General features: G+C 48.4%; 16 protein-coding genes. 10 read left to right on the forward strand and 6 right to left on the reverse strand.

Features of this window, described 5'->3' with window-relative positions; genetic code table 11:
• Positions 1 to 4: 4 nt before the first annotated feature.
• Positions 5 to 442, reverse strand: coding sequence for a hypothetical protein (locus FKP33_RS01930; protein ID WP_127606187.1), 438 nt, complete (start codon positions 440 to 442; stop codon positions 5 to 7).
• Positions 443 to 601: 159 nt separating this feature from the next.
• On the opposite strand from FKP33_RS01930, the gene FKP33_RS01935 reads away from it, so the two are divergent.
• The 8 genes from FKP33_RS01935 (at position 602) to FKP33_RS01970 (ending at position 7,479) form a co-directional block, all read left to right on the forward strand.
• Positions 602 to 1,267 carry a helix-turn-helix domain-containing protein gene (locus FKP33_RS01935; RefSeq protein WP_127606189.1) on the forward strand — a complete coding sequence of 222 codons (666 nt, stop codon included), beginning with the start codon at positions 602 to 604 and terminating at the stop codon, positions 1,265 to 1,267.
• A 29-nt stretch (positions 1,268 to 1,296) separates the two neighbouring features.
• Positions 1,297 to 1,944 (forward strand): hypothetical protein, encoded by a 648-nt coding sequence (locus tag FKP33_RS01940; RefSeq protein WP_141333811.1) that lies wholly within the window; start codon positions 1,297 to 1,299, stop codon positions 1,942 to 1,944.
• Positions 1,945 to 2,174: 230 nt separating this feature from the next.
• On the forward strand, positions 2,175 to 2,768 hold the full coding sequence (locus FKP33_RS01945; RefSeq protein ID WP_127606192.1) for a CPBP family intramembrane glutamic endopeptidase: 594 nt from the start codon (positions 2,175 to 2,177) through the stop codon (positions 2,766 to 2,768).
• 214 nt (positions 2,769 to 2,982) lie between these two features.
• Complete coding sequence (locus FKP33_RS01950; RefSeq protein ID WP_127606194.1) at positions 2,983 to 3,675, forward strand: hypothetical protein; 693 nt, start codon at positions 2,983 to 2,985, stop codon at positions 3,673 to 3,675.
• Entirely contained in the window at positions 3,672 to 4,229 is a 558-nt protein-coding gene (locus FKP33_RS01955) for an accessory gene regulator B family protein (RefSeq protein ID WP_127606196.1), read from the forward strand. The genes FKP33_RS01950 and FKP33_RS01955 overlap by 4 nt, the downstream gene beginning before the upstream one ends.
• Positions 4,226 to 4,348: a cyclic lactone autoinducer peptide gene (locus tag FKP33_RS01960; protein WP_127606198.1), complete on the forward strand. Its 123-nt coding sequence runs from the start codon at positions 4,226 to 4,228 to the stop codon at positions 4,346 to 4,348. The genes FKP33_RS01955 and FKP33_RS01960 overlap by 4 nt, the downstream gene beginning before the upstream one ends.
• Positions 4,349 to 4,419: 71 nt before the next feature.
• Positions 4,420 to 6,228: an EAL domain-containing protein gene (locus FKP33_RS01965; RefSeq protein WP_141333813.1), complete on the forward strand. Its 1,809-nt coding sequence runs from the start codon at positions 4,420 to 4,422 to the stop codon at positions 6,226 to 6,228.
• Positions 6,229 to 6,339: 111 nt separating this feature from the next.
• Positions 6,340 to 7,479, forward strand: a complete 1,140-nt coding sequence (locus tag FKP33_RS01970; protein WP_141333814.1) for a phosphodiester glycosidase family protein — start codon at positions 6,340 to 6,342, stop codon at positions 7,477 to 7,479.
• A 401-nt stretch (positions 7,480 to 7,880) separates the two neighbouring features.
• Here the strand turns inward: FKP33_RS01970 and FKP33_RS01975 are convergent, their stop codons facing one another.
• From FKP33_RS01975 to FKP33_RS01985, 3 genes are all read right to left on the reverse strand, one after another.
• Complete coding sequence (locus FKP33_RS01975; RefSeq protein ID WP_127606202.1) at positions 7,881 to 8,312, reverse strand: YtxH domain-containing protein; 432 nt, start codon at positions 8,310 to 8,312, stop codon at positions 7,881 to 7,883.
• A 6-nt stretch (positions 8,313 to 8,318) separates the two neighbouring features.
• Complete coding sequence (locus FKP33_RS01980) at positions 8,319 to 8,762, reverse strand: DUF948 domain-containing protein (protein WP_054800206.1); 444 nt, start codon at positions 8,760 to 8,762, stop codon at positions 8,319 to 8,321.
• A 228-nt stretch (positions 8,763 to 8,990) separates the two neighbouring features.
• Positions 8,991 to 9,557 (reverse strand): FAD-dependent oxidoreductase, encoded by a 567-nt coding sequence (locus FKP33_RS01985; protein WP_141333884.1) that lies wholly within the window; start codon positions 9,555 to 9,557, stop codon positions 8,991 to 8,993.
• A 259-nt stretch (positions 9,558 to 9,816) separates the two neighbouring features.
• Between FKP33_RS01985 and FKP33_RS01990 the strand changes: the two genes are divergently transcribed.
• On the forward strand, positions 9,817 to 10,953 hold the full coding sequence (locus FKP33_RS01990; RefSeq protein ID WP_141333815.1) for an LCP family protein: 1,137 nt from the start codon (positions 9,817 to 9,819) through the stop codon (positions 10,951 to 10,953).
• An 83-nt stretch (positions 10,954 to 11,036) separates the two neighbouring features.
• Positions 11,037 to 11,555, forward strand: a complete 519-nt coding sequence (def, locus tag FKP33_RS01995) for a peptide deformylase (protein WP_054797705.1) — start codon at positions 11,037 to 11,039, stop codon at positions 11,553 to 11,555.
• A gap of 198 nt (positions 11,556 to 11,753) precedes the next feature.
• On the opposite strand, the gene FKP33_RS02000 is transcribed toward def, so the two are convergent.
• Positions 11,754 to 12,389, reverse strand: a complete 636-nt coding sequence (locus FKP33_RS02000; protein WP_054797704.1) for a helix-turn-helix transcriptional regulator — start codon at positions 12,387 to 12,389, stop codon at positions 11,754 to 11,756.
• A gap of 238 nt (positions 12,390 to 12,627) precedes the next feature.
• Positions 12,628 to 13,068, reverse strand: a complete 441-nt coding sequence (locus FKP33_RS02005; protein ID WP_054797703.1) for a DUF86 domain-containing protein — start codon at positions 13,066 to 13,068, stop codon at positions 12,628 to 12,630.
• Positions 13,069 to 13,074 lie beyond the last annotated feature (6 nt).

The following is a 13,074-nucleotide window of genomic DNA, read 5'->3' on the forward strand; positions in this document are numbered from 1 at the left end:
ACGTCTATTTTCTTTTTCTGCCGTGTTTCACGAGCGTCATCCTCCGGGAATGGCGCAGCCACGAGTAATACGCTTTCAAGTCGCGCAGTTGAATATCCTGCGATACGCGGCCCAGGAACGTCACCACGATCATTTTGTGAAGCGGGTTGCCAGAGAGATCGACTTTTTCTTTCAATTCAACAAATTCCGCCACCATCACCAAGTCTCCGTCAATCAGATGCACATCTTTTTCATTCGAATAATAAGGCTGCACCTGATTGTTCTTCAGCTTATCCCATAAGTAAGCGCAAATATGCGCAATGCCGCCCTCTTCCGGCTCCACACGCTCCGTCCAGCGGCTGAGCGCATGACTGGTTATCACAATATCGGCCACTTTGTATCCGTTAAAATGGATAAAGAAGGGTTCGTAGGCACTCCAACGACTCATCATTTTATCTTTCAAGTCAATTCTCCCCCTTCAGGCCTAAAAAGGATATTATTTAAATCGTAGTATCGATACTACATGGAGTCAAGAACGAATTGATTCATAAAGTTTTTTTTAGAATTGCTATTTATTTTCGCTGACGCCTCCTATACAATAGTTGAGAAAGGGGTGAACAGGGTGGGGCAACCAATTCCTGACTTCGGAAAATTTCTAGAACACTTACGCGGCTCCATGTCTCTGCGCGAGGCAGCCAGAAAAAGCGGACTTTCCCATGCGTACATTCGTGATTTGGAATTGGAGCGAAACCGTTCGACCAATGACAAAATTACACCGTCCCCGGATACACTGCAAAAATTATCGGTCGCCTACGGGTATCCGTACACCGATCTTATGGTTAAAGCGGGCCACTTAAGCCGCGGAGACGTACCTAGTACGCCATCCAATTCCCCGTCGGATCTCAACTTGACGGCTGTCCAATATATCGAGATCGGCATGAAAGAAGTCGCTTATTATGGGAAAGATGCGAGAATAGCCCGGAATATCGATTCCCTGCTTGATTTCAGTTCGTTCCTGGACAAACTGGAAGAGCACGGTTTTCGCAAAATGGACACGGATCTCTATGTAAATTTCAACCATATCCGTAAATACGATGAAAAACGCGGCAGGTTGCACTTTGACGAGACGGGTAAAGGCAAATCCGTCATCATCTCCGCTATCCGGCAAAAGAAATATCATGACTTGATCATTCGATATGTGGCGAACAATACGAATAAAAGCCTCGAATTCTCGTTCGGTAAAAGCGGAGCTCCGGCAAGCCTGAACACGGTCGAAGAGAACAGCTAAACACTACAACATCAGAGAGGGGCATCTCTTTGAACGTGATTCACTACATCGTCGTGTACCCGTTGCTTTTCGCTTCGTTGTTTGCTCTGGGACTGGCTGTTTGCAGGCTCAAGGTTACTGAATTTATGTATCCTACGCTGGTTTGCGTCGTGCCGCTTTCGTTGATTTCCGTACTCGTTCAATATTACGGGAAAGCGTATCTCATGGGCTTCATCCAGCCCTTATGCATCATGCTGGGCTACTGGCTCATATTCAAGTTCCGGTTCAATCATTCCTTACTCATCGGCATCATCATCTACACGACGAGCGCGCTGTCCGAATTTTTATTTGCAACCGTGTTTAACCGATTCCAGCTCCATCTCCTGGCGCTGCATCTCCAAAAGGATCTGCCGATCGTGGGTTTTTGTATGATCGTTACAAACGTTCTGCTTTACTTGCTGCTGCATCGCCTCCGCTGGGGAATATCGTTTATTTTCTCCGCAGTTTCGAAGAATAGGCCGCAGCCAAAGCTGCAGGGTGCTTGGAATGTGTTGTTAACAGGCCTTTTTTTCACATCAGGACTCATCACCATATCGGTTTACTTCTCTACAAAGCATTTGCTTCCTTTAGTTGCTGTTGTTTTTATTGTGTGGGCGCTGCTGATCTTTCTTTCTTACAGGAAAGAATTGGGCGAGTAGCCCGCCATCTGAAATTCCAATAAAAGCAAGCATAAAAAACCGATTCCTCCGGAATCGGTTTTTTATGCTTGCACTCATTGACACAGACCCTCTGTTCCTCTAATTATTAAATTAGTCTAGTTGATCCTAGTTTGTTATGATTAGGCTAGTCGGTGTTATCGGATAATGGATCCTTATTGAAAAGGAAGGTCATTAACATTTCTACTTTACGTTTATTGGACGACAAAGCCGTGAAATATCGGGAAGCGCTGCTCCTTGTTTTGTTTTTTCTCACAACCGGTCCCGGACCTGCTCTATTCATGCTGAATAAATTTACCGTTACCTTTTTCCCCTTATTCATGCTGGTCGTTACGCTGTTTTTGTATAGGAAAGAGTTGGCCGGCCTGGATTTTAATCAAATCCTGCGCAATAACGGACAATATCGTCTCATCCTAAAAGCGGTACAATGGGGCATTTACGCGCACGCCCTAAGCGCCATCCTGTTTAGACATACGGGCAGCAGCATAACGGATCACCTTCTGAAAAACTATCCGATAATGTCGATTAATGTCGTATTCATCGGGCCTGTCATTGAAGAAATCATCTACAGACACCTTGTATTCGGATATTTATCCAGGAAAACAAACAACTTTTGGATGGCTGCGATCTTGTCTTCGTGTTTGTTCTCGCTGGCTCACTTTAGTGTGGACAGGTTTATTGCCTATCTCGGGGTCGGGCTCATTCAATGCTATGTGTACAAAAAATCCGGCAATCTTTTTCCCTGCATGGTCACTCATATCGCATTGAACTTCATCAGCGTAATGGTCACAACCATGAATGCTTAACGGATCAATATATGGGAATTGTCAAAAACCGCATAATTCGACATATTTCCGCTTGTGCACAAGGACTTACTATATTAAACTTAAATAATAGTAAACGGCTAACTTTCGATACATACAAAATAATTGTCGATTTCAGCTCGGAAACTTGTGACTTAATATCTATTTCAATTTGTTACTAATGGTTTATATTTTATTTATAGATGAGGGTTGTCCAATGTTGGTTTACTCGGCAGTAAAGTTTTTCTTTTCTTTTGTAGAGCTAGGCGTAGCAACGATTCTCACCATGTCTTTATTCCGCTTTCCTCTGAAATACAACTATTATAAATTCATCATTATTTCTCTTGTTATGACATCCATTTCTTTTTACCTGAGAGATGTTCTGTTATTAAGCAATTATGCGATTCCAAGTATGTTAATTTCCGAAATGATTCTCATTACCGTTCTGTTTAACCTTCCCGTTTATTATTCGTTATTTATTTCCGTTATCGGCTTCATGGCGGGTGCACTTATGGAGTACGCCGTTATGATCGCAGGCGATTTGCTTGGATTAACGAATCCAGAATTGATTGCCACCAATGTTGTGCACTCGAGCTTGATTTACATGATTACATCCATCATTACAATCATTATTACCATTTATATCCGCTATCGAAAGTTCGGGTTTATGTTTTTGCTCAACAAGATGACGATGCGCGAAGGCATAAAAAGATATAATTTTGCAATCTCTGCCATTTTAGTGATGGCCATGTGTCTTCTGCAAGTCACTTCTTTGTCCTACAACAAACTGAATATTCACTCTTATGTACTGATTGGCCTGGCTATTTCATTTTTTGTAGCCCTTTACATTTCATACAAGCATAACAAAAAATTAATTAATGAAAAGTATGAGAGGATGAAGAACAGATGAATTTTATTGATCGTTCTGCCCACTCTCTAGCCGGCAAAATTCGATCAAACTATCCAAGCGCAGCATCCCAGACGTTGTTGACCTATTCTCTTAGTCTCATAATCAACTCTTCTTTATCGGTTCTAATCGTGTTGCTTGTCTCGGCCTTCACCGGGAAAGTCACCGAATCCCTTATCGTCATTTGCGGTTACACCTTGCTTCGGATCGCCAGCGGAGGGATTCATTTTCAATCCTCTTTAGTATGCTGCTTATTTTCGGCGATGGTGTTTTTAATATCATCCCATTCCCAATATGATTATGTCTACCTGGGCATGCTGCTGGATGCGGCAGCCATCTTGCTTGTCGTCAACTACGCCCCTTCCGGCATTCGGGACGTTAGCACGATTAGCCCGAAGTACTATCCTTTACTTAAATTAATTTCAGCCATGATCATTAGTACTAACTTTTATTTCCACCTCCCTATGTTATCAACTGCTTTTTTTATACAAGCGTTTCTGACTTCAAATCTGGCAAAAAGAGCAGTTGACTCTATAGAAGGGAGGTTACGTCGATGAAAAAAATGATCGCATTTTTGGCAAACGGAGTGCTTGTATTTATTGCAGCTACTCTGATGGGCACAAATTCTTTCTGGTCTCATCGCCCAGCTACTCCTACAGAACTACTCAAAAAGTAATGGCTGTCCTTTCAGGGCTGACAAGTATAAGACTTGTCAGCCTCATCCTTCCCCTACGGAGCTGAACTTGTATGCAGAAGATTCCCGTTACTCGCGACGGTAAGAGAGGGTCCGAGGTTTTCGTGGTCGATGCCGGCGATGTCATCAAAATTGACCGTGTGCGCGACCGTGAGATCATCATCCACACCAAAGACGAACAATATTACCTTGATTTCTCTTTTGACAACTTAGAAGAATGGCTATTCGAGGACGGATTTCGGCAGCTGGACAGCGCCAATATCGTAAATATGAACCACGTCCACGCCTATGATTACAAGCGCGGACAGGTTTATTTCAGCTCAGACCAAAGCAGGAACGCCAAGACTGCATCCGCGGCCAGGATCCATAAAGAGCATGTTGAGAATGCTATGAGACTTATCCAAACGGCAGAGAGCTCGAAAGCTGGGCAAAATCAACAACTCTACGAAGAGCTGTTCACGAAAATTGTCAGTGAAACGAACGATTACCAGCTGCTTCGCTCTTATGCAACGATTCGCTCCGTGAACGAGCGCAAACGTGCGGAAGAGAAAATCCTGCATATGGCTTACCACGACGCCTTAACCAATTTGCCTAACCGCCTTATGTTTGACGAAAAACTGAAAGCTTGCTTTGCGGAAGCGGAACGAACAGGCAGTATGATGGCCGTCATCTTTTTCGATCTTGACCGGTTTAAAGTCATTAACGATACGCTCGGTCATCATGTAGGAGACCAGCTCCTCCAAAGCTTGGCGCACAAGCTTCAGGTTTATGTTAAAGATAAAGATGTCGTTGCCCGTTTCGGTGGAGATGAATTCATCATCCTGCTAACCAATGTCGTTCATATCGACGAAGCCGCCCAGTTTGCCAAAGGCATTCCCGATTTGTTGAAAGAACCGTTCGTTATTGAGGATCAAGAATTATTCGTAACGGCCAGCATCGGGATCAGCTTGTATCCCCACGATGGCACGGAAGTGGAAACCCTGCTCAAAAATGCGGACATCGCCATGTATCGCTCCAAAGAGAAAGGTGGGAATTCATACAACTATTACCATCCCGATATGAACAAGCGTTCGCTGCACAGGTTGAATATGGAAATCAATCTGCGCAAAGCGCTGGAGCGCGGAGAATTTCGCGTGTTCTATCAGCCTATCGTTAATCTTAAGAACGGTACGGTGTTCGGGATGGAGTCGCTCGTTCGTTGGATTCATCCGGAATGGGGCATGATTTCACCCGGCGAGTTCATTCCGCTGGCCGAGGAAACCGGTTTGATCGTGCCGATCGGCAATTGGGTGCTCAAACAAGCATGCATGCAGAACAAAGAATGGCAGCGTCAAGGCTATGCGCCGCTGGTCGTCTCTGTGAATATCTCCGCGATTCAGTTTCATCAGCTGAACTTCGTCCAAATCGTCATGGATGCCTTGGACGAATCGGGCCTCTCTCCTGACCTGCTCTGCCTTGAGATTACCGAGAATATCGCGATGAATAACGTCCCTTATATTCTTGACACGATGCAGAAGCTCAAATTGCTCGGCGTCCGTATTTCCATTGACGATTTCGGTACCGGCTATTCATCGCTAAGCTACTTGAAGCGATTCCGCGTCCATACGTTGAAGATCGACCAATCCTTTATCCGGGACGTCACTTCGGACGAAGACAATGCCGCTATCGTTACCGCCTTGATCGCCATGAGTCATCGGCTCAAGATCAAGTCGCTCGCCGAAGGCGTCGAGACGCAGGATCAGCTGGAGTTCCTCATCTCGCAGGGCTGCGATGAAATTCAAGGCTATGTCTTCAGCAAGCCGATGCCGGCAAGCGAATTTGAATATATGATTAAAGAAAATAAACAATTATATATAAACTGAGAAAAAAGTAGCAATTTATTGCAACTTTTTTCTTTTTTTTTCGTCGTAATGTAAAGGAAATCGTTTACAAGCTACAGAACGGTCCAAGATTGGAAGGAAAGGATTGGAGCCATGTCCGCGCGTATACCGAGCAGTCCCCGTGCACAGGCCGCGCCTGCCCCCGCCCTGAAAAAATCCCGAAAGCGCGCATCTTCTTTTCCGCTAACGTTGTTTTTTTACACGGTGTTTGTGCTGCTATTGTTTGGCATGCTGTTCAGCTGCTGGTTTTTCTTGACGAAGTCCGGCTCGAATCTTCGGTTTATGATGGCTGATACGTTAATTACGACCCAGCATCGCCACTGGGCGAAATATTTGATCGGCAGCGAGGAGCTGGATAGACGGGTAAACCGTTATTGGGCGCAGTTTGACATTTATTCCGGCGTCAAGGATGAAGGCTTGGTCAACGTCGGACCCAAAGCGTCAGATGACGTACTAACTCCCGAGAAACCGATCATAGAAGTTGAAGATATTCAAGGCACGAACTTTAAAGGCAAGCTGCTGATCGTCAGCGATCCGAAAGCGCTGCGAATCGCAGTCCCCGGAACGTCCGGCAAAGGGGAGAAAGTTTCCAGTATGGTGAAACGCCTCGGAGCTAAAGCCGGTGTGAATGCCGGCGGTTTTGTTGATCCCGAGTGGAAGGGCAACGGCTTTCAACCGACAGGTCTTGTCATGTCCGGCGGGAAAATTTACTACAACGACGGCAATATGAACACGCCGAACCACATCGTCGGCATCGATAAGGAAGGACGTATGGTGGCGGGCAAATATTCGCCGAACGAGCTCATCAAGATGGGGGTTCAGGAAGCGGTCACCTTCGCTCCGAAGTTTATCGTGAACGGCGTCGGCTTGATCAAGAATCAAGCCGACGGCTGGGGGATCGCCCCGCGAACGGCGATGGCCCAGAAAGCGGACGGCACCATCATGTTCGCCATCATTGACGGTAGACAGCCTGCCCACAGCATAGGTGCCACGTTATACGACATTCAGAACATATTTTTGGATCATGGCGCAATCACGGCGGCTAACTTGGACGGCGGCTCTTCCACTGTACTCGTTGTTGATAATAAAATCGTGAACAAGCCGTCAAGCGAGTATGGCGAACGGTACTTGCCTACAGCCTGGCTTGTATTTGACGGCGAGGCGGAGAATGTCAACATCAAGAACATATGGCAAGGTCTCGATCCTAGCAAGATCGATCCTTCTAAATGGTAGATCTTCATGTCCCCGTTACAAGTACACATTCTTTACACTGTCCAATCCGATGCAGCGAGCTATTCATACATTAGTTTTACCAGTCCGTATTCCGGACGTACGCTGCGGACAGCGGATGGCGACTGCGTAAGGTATACATCTTGGGGGAGGTGATGGGGATTCATCTCTCGTCCCTTAGTCACTTCATTAGGTGTTATGACCATCTTCTGATGAAAGGAATAGGCGGGATCGTCCGCTATAGGTGATCTGATGGCAAGAATGGGTACAATCTTGCTTTTCTTCATTCTATTTATTCTATTAGTTATTGTACTCTGTACAATATGGGCCTACTAATCTTCCAGAAGAACCATGAGAAGGACTCGTGCCTAAAGCACGAGTCCTTTGTCGCGTTCCAATAGCGGTTACACCGTCATTTTGTCCGATACAGCTTCTTCCAGACTATCGGCTTCGGCTTCCAGCTCCGTTGTCGTAGCCGCGACCGGAGCATGAACCGCCTCGCTGGCGTCGCTGTCCTTCCTCCACGATTTGACTTCGTTACCGGCCACAACCGCGAGATTTTTCGCCCGGCCGGCCCATTCAGACGTTTGGCGTCCGATCGTTTTCGCCGTAGCGCTCGTTTTGTCAGATACGGTAATCGCCAGCTGTTTCGTTCTCTCCCCTACTTCTCCGGCCACCTGCTGTGATTTTTCACTTACTTGCTGATACCCTTCCGCCAAGTCGGTACGCAGCTCCCGCCCCGATTTCGGTGCAAACAATAATGCCGTAACCGCGCCTAACACACTGCCGACAACCGCGCCTACCAAGAAATTTTTGCCTTTGTTTTCGCTTGCCATGAGAAGTCACTCCTTCGATTTGGATTGTCTGGAAGCCTGGAAACGCGACGCGATAGCGAGACCTGCCATCGTCCACTCGATCAGTTCGTTTACGGTGTCTTGCCGGCTATGTACCGCCCGCTTAGCTTCCAATACCGTGTCCTCCACCGTTTGTGAAATGACTCCAATGGACCGTGTTACCCGCCGCACGGCTTCACCGGTTTCGTTCGCCGCCTGAAACCAGGCATCGACCGTATCCAGCTTATGCTGGAGATCGTCAATGAGCGTCACAGAAGCTTCGATGACCCTTTCCGACTCTTGCACCGTATGCAGCGCTTGCTTCTGCAGACGATCGATCGACGATTCCCCCAGCCGCAGCAGCGCATGGGTATAGAGCAAGAAGCGAATGAACGTTACCGAAACCGCCAAGAACGCGACCATACAAAACGCTAACCCCCATTGCCACCACATGGGCCCCACCTCCGCCGTTCGTTTCCGCTCCTAGACGAATGCCTATGAGATACTACAGTATAAGTAGGCGACTTTCGTTTTGACACTCTTTCCGCGAAAAAAGTCCAGGTCCGGGTGCTCCTCATGCATGGAAAGTTTGTTCGATCTCCCCATGATCAGGTATAATAAAAAAGGACTTTGGGGCAAAAAAAAACGGCCTTTCGGCCGCATTCTCCAATCGTTTATTGCTTAAGCTTTAAGCACGTCATGGTCGACATAACGTTCGCCGTTCAGCTCGCTGATGACATTGATCGCTACTTTTGCGCCGTCCCCGGCCGTTACGATCGTATGCACGCTGACGCCCGCAACCGTGCCTGCCGCCCAGATGCCTGCCACGTTTGTTCGACCGTCGGCCTGTGTATCGATGACCGTCTTGATGCGCGGCTCGGTACCCGGCTTCGTCCGGACGCCCACGCTCTCCGCTAATTCAACGGACAGGCCGGTTGCCAGAATAACGTGTTTGGCCTCGAAGCTGCCGCTTTCCGTCTCGACACGGAAACCGTCGCCGGCTTGCTCGAGCCGTACGGCTTTGGCTTGGACGAGCTCTGCGCCGAACTTGGCAGCTTGCTTTTTGCCGGTGTCCACCAAATCCGGTCCCGCAATTTCCGCTACACCATAATGATTCTCGATCCAAGCGCGTTTGGTGATGCTCTGATCGTTATCCACCAGTACCGTCTTCTTCCCAGCTTTCGCGGTAAATAACGCTGCGCTTGTTCCTGCCGGTCCTGCTCCGATAATCGCTACTTCATAAGACATCATCCATCTACTCCTCTTTCATGGGATCTACCCGCAGTCGCAGGCTGCACACTATTCATTCTTACCAAACTCAATATACTTTAGTTTAGTAAGATAGGCATATTTCCATTATCCCCCTACATTTACCACTTGTCAACTTGTGTGAATGTGAATGAGAACGGGTAACAAATGTAGAAAATTATACTTTTTTAAAACTTTTTCAGCCGCACGCGCGTCTAATCTTTGACTGTATTCGACAACTTGTCCGGGAGGAAATGGAATGCTGCCCCGCCAAAAAATAAAAAAAACAACTAAACGCAAAACGGTCCGCAATACGCTAATCTCCTTGGCTATCATCGGAGCCGGAGCTTTGACATACGCCGGTTACCTCCTATATAAAGCCGACACAGCCCTTGAGAACATGTCTCTGCCGAGCGGAAATTCAACAGCGCAAGCCGCCGCCCCGATAGTCGACGCTCAACTCATGAAGCCCATGAGCTTCCTGCTTGCGGGCGTGGACAGCCGCGACGGCAGCGGCGGGTCGATGAACACCGACGTGCTGATGTTAGTCAGTCTAAACCCTGAGCGACGTGCCGCCACTATCGTGTCCATACCGCGCGATCTGCAGATGAATCCGAAGGCGTATGGCTTGCCGAGTCATAAAGCCAATTATTATTACGCGTACTATAACAATCAGGACAAAGACACCGCACTGTCGAAGACCAAACAGCTGTACAGCAACATGTTCAACGTTCCAATCGATTACATGGCGGTCATCGATTTTGACGGGTTTCGCGAAGTCGTTGACGAATTGAACGGCATTGAAGTTAACGTCGATATGGATATGCGATACGTAGATACGGAAGACGGAACCGACATTAACCTGAAGAAGGGCTTGCAAACGCTGAGCGGCAAAGAAACGCTGGACTTCCTTCGTTACCGCAAATCGAATCGCGGCACCGATGAATCGTCTGATACGGCCCGCAACGAAAGACAGCAGCTCGTGCTCGACAAGCTGCTCTCCCAGATGACTTCGCTAGGCGGCATCACCCAATGGGGCGGTATTCTTGAGATTGCCGGCCGCAACGTCAAGACCGATATCCCCGTGGACACGCTGCGAAAGTTCATCTTATCGTTCCAGAAGCTGAAGCCGGAGCAGCTTGAATTTATTCATTTAGACGGGCGTTGGGACAGTCCGTATATTGTGCCGAAGGAAGAAGATCTTACCGCAGCCGTCGCCGCGCTCCGTACGCAGCTGGGGCTGCCGGCTCAAGATCCGTCATTCGCCACCGTTACCGGTTCCACTTACAATGCATGGCGTACGAAATTCGGCATCGATCCCGCTGTCACCAAATCGGCTGCGACGACGCAACGCACGGGCGGATCGAACACCCGGGAAGTGAATAAACCTCGGTAACTGCATCCGGTGCTTACGCTCTTTTCCCAAGACACAAATATCGTGTATACTGGGCTTACCAACAATGGAAACAAGGTGAAGTCATGGCAGAGAAAATGATCCGCAATATCGGAGACCCGGTCTTGCGGGAGAAATGCAAGCCGATCGTCCAAGTCAATTCCAACGCTATTAAGCTGCTCGACGATCTGCGTGAAACCTTATACGCCGTACCCGGCCGCGCAGGCTTGGCAGCCCCGCAAATAGGTATACCGAAGCGCGCAGCCGTGCTGGACTGCGGAACCGGATTGATCGAGCTGATCAATCCCGAGATCATCGAACGCAAAGGCAGCCAGGAAGGCGCCGAGGGCTGCTTATCCATCCCGAACGTATATGGGTTTGTCACACGGGCCGCTTCCATCAAAGTAAAGACGTTGACCCGCAGCGGCGAGGAGGCTATCCTCGAAGCCGAAGGACATCTCGCGGTGTGTATGCAGCACGAAATCGATCATTTGGACGGGGTATTGTATATCGACCATGTGAAGCAGGGCGATTTGTACGACGAGTCGACGGATAAGCCGATGAACGTGTACGATTTGATTCGCCTGTCCAAGCAGGGCCAGTAGCAATCGATGAAGGGAAGCGGGGTCGGGTTTCGACCTCGCTTCCCTTCGTATTTTCCCCCAACGCCGATGAATGCCGCGGTCCATTTGCAGCGGCGGTCACGCGGCTGCCTTCTTTTTTCGCGAATGATTTGATGTATATGGCAAAAAAACCGTCCCATCCTGCGCGAACAGGATAGGGCGGTTTGGGTTTCATGATGATTAGTTCGGTTTAATGATATACGTGCACTTGCTGCCGCTCTTGGCCAAGCACTCGGTTCGTTCCACGTGCGCTTCTCCGCCCAGCAAATTGCGAAACATCGCCAATTCGCAGCTGCAAGCATGATTGTAATGATTAGCTACCTGGGCAATCGGACAGTTGTATTCCTGGAGCAAATAAGTACCGTCCTCTTGCTCCTCCAGCTCAACCATATACCCGTTCGCATTCTGAATATCCGCCAGCTCCAGCACCCGCTCGGTCAAAGGCTTGCCCGCCATCCGCTCCTCGTAACGACCGATCAGCCGATCCTTGCGGCGCTCGAATAGCAAGTTCACCTGCTCCTGACCGGAAACGGCTTCCAGCTCCTCCAACAAATCCAGGGTGAGAAACTGATATTTCTTAGGAAATAATTCGTCGGCCGCTGCCGATAACGAATATAAATGGGTCGGTCTGCCCATCGCTTGCCGAACCAGCCTCGATTCGATCAAGCTGTCCCGCTCCAACGTGTTCAGATGACGACGGACCGCCATCTCCGTTATTCCGAGCCGTTTCGACAAATCGCCGACACTCATAGAACCCTTGGTTTTCAATAAGGTGATGATGACTTTTCTAGTGGAAACATCAGGTTCTTGGTTCATCCGGTCTCACCATCCTTCGTACGCAGGTCGCCATTATTCGACAATTCGACAAATAAAATTCCACACGCCAATGAATACCCTCATTGTATACGAAATTACACGATAAGTAAATTAATATACTACTATGTATATAAAATCCTAATGGAGGAAAGCGTTCCCGCTTTACACAAAGAAGCGAAGCCGACGCGTCGGCTTCGCACTTATTCACCACGGATAATCGCTTACCTTCTCCTGCGGATTACAGCACTTCTTTGCGAATGAAAGCCGGTACGGCTTCTGCGAACGTTTCCAGCGCCTCAGGCAGCGCTTCGACTAGCGGATGTAAGCCATCCCGCACGATGTCCGCATAGTCTTGAGCCAGCAGCCGGCGAAGTTGTACGAGCGCCTTCAATGTCCCGGCCGTTGGAGCTTCAACAACGCCTTCTCCTTCCAAAATGTCCACGATGTCTTCATAACTGCTCGCATCGCGCATCATAAAAGCATCGATCAGCAAGCTGCCGATGTCCGTCACCGTTTCGATCGCCAAGTGAAGCGTACGCTCCTGCGCCAAATGAAACAAGAGCGTTGCAGAAGCCGGGCCTGCAGTCGAATGAGCCTCCTGCAGTTCGCGGCAAGCTTGAATTAACGTCGGGATGAACGACAACCGAAGGTCGATTTGTTCTTGATTGACATAGTACATGGCTTA

The organism is Paenibacillus sp. tmac-D7 (assembly GCF_006519665.1).
GTDB lineage: Bacteria > Bacillota > Bacilli > Paenibacillales > NBRC-103111 > Paenibacillus_G > Paenibacillus_G validus.

Excerpts from the sequence above, each read along its gene's own strand:
- FKP33_RS01990 (WP_141333815.1), top strand. The coding sequence starts at position 9,817 with ATGCTGCCCCGCCAAAAAATAAAAAAAACAACTAAACGCAAAACGGTC.
- FKP33_RS01985 (WP_141333884.1), bottom strand. The coding sequence starts at position 9,557 with ATGTCTTATGAAGTAGCGATTATCGGAGCAGGACCGGCAGGAACAAGC.
- FKP33_RS01960 (WP_127606198.1), top strand. The coding sequence starts at position 4,226 with ATGAAAAAAATGATCGCATTTTTGGCAAACGGAGTGCTTGTATTTATT.
- FKP33_RS01970 (WP_141333814.1), top strand. The coding sequence starts at position 6,340 with ATGTCCGCGCGTATACCGAGCAGTCCCCGTGCACAGGCCGCGCCTGCC.
- FKP33_RS01955 (WP_127606196.1), top strand. The coding sequence starts at position 3,672 with ATGAATTTTATTGATCGTTCTGCCCACTCTCTAGCCGGCAAAATTCGA.
- FKP33_RS02000 (WP_054797704.1), bottom strand. The coding sequence starts at position 12,389 with ATGAACCAAGAACCTGATGTTTCCACTAGAAAAGTCATCATCACCTTA.
- FKP33_RS01975 (WP_127606202.1), bottom strand. The coding sequence starts at position 8,312 with ATGGCAAGCGAAAACAAAGGCAAAAATTTCTTGGTAGGCGCGGTTGTC.
- FKP33_RS01980 (WP_054800206.1), bottom strand. The coding sequence starts at position 8,762 with ATGTGGTGGCAATGGGGGTTAGCGTTTTGTATGGTCGCGTTCTTGGCG.
- FKP33_RS01965 (WP_141333813.1), top strand. The coding sequence starts at position 4,420 with ATGCAGAAGATTCCCGTTACTCGCGACGGTAAGAGAGGGTCCGAGGTT.
- FKP33_RS02005 (WP_054797703.1), bottom strand. The coding sequence starts at position 13,068 with ATGTACTATGTCAATCAAGAACAAATCGACCTTCGGTTGTCGTTCATC.
- FKP33_RS01950 (WP_127606194.1), top strand. The coding sequence starts at position 2,983 with ATGTTGGTTTACTCGGCAGTAAAGTTTTTCTTTTCTTTTGTAGAGCTA.
- def (WP_054797705.1), top strand. The coding sequence starts at position 11,037 with ATGGCAGAGAAAATGATCCGCAATATCGGAGACCCGGTCTTGCGGGAG.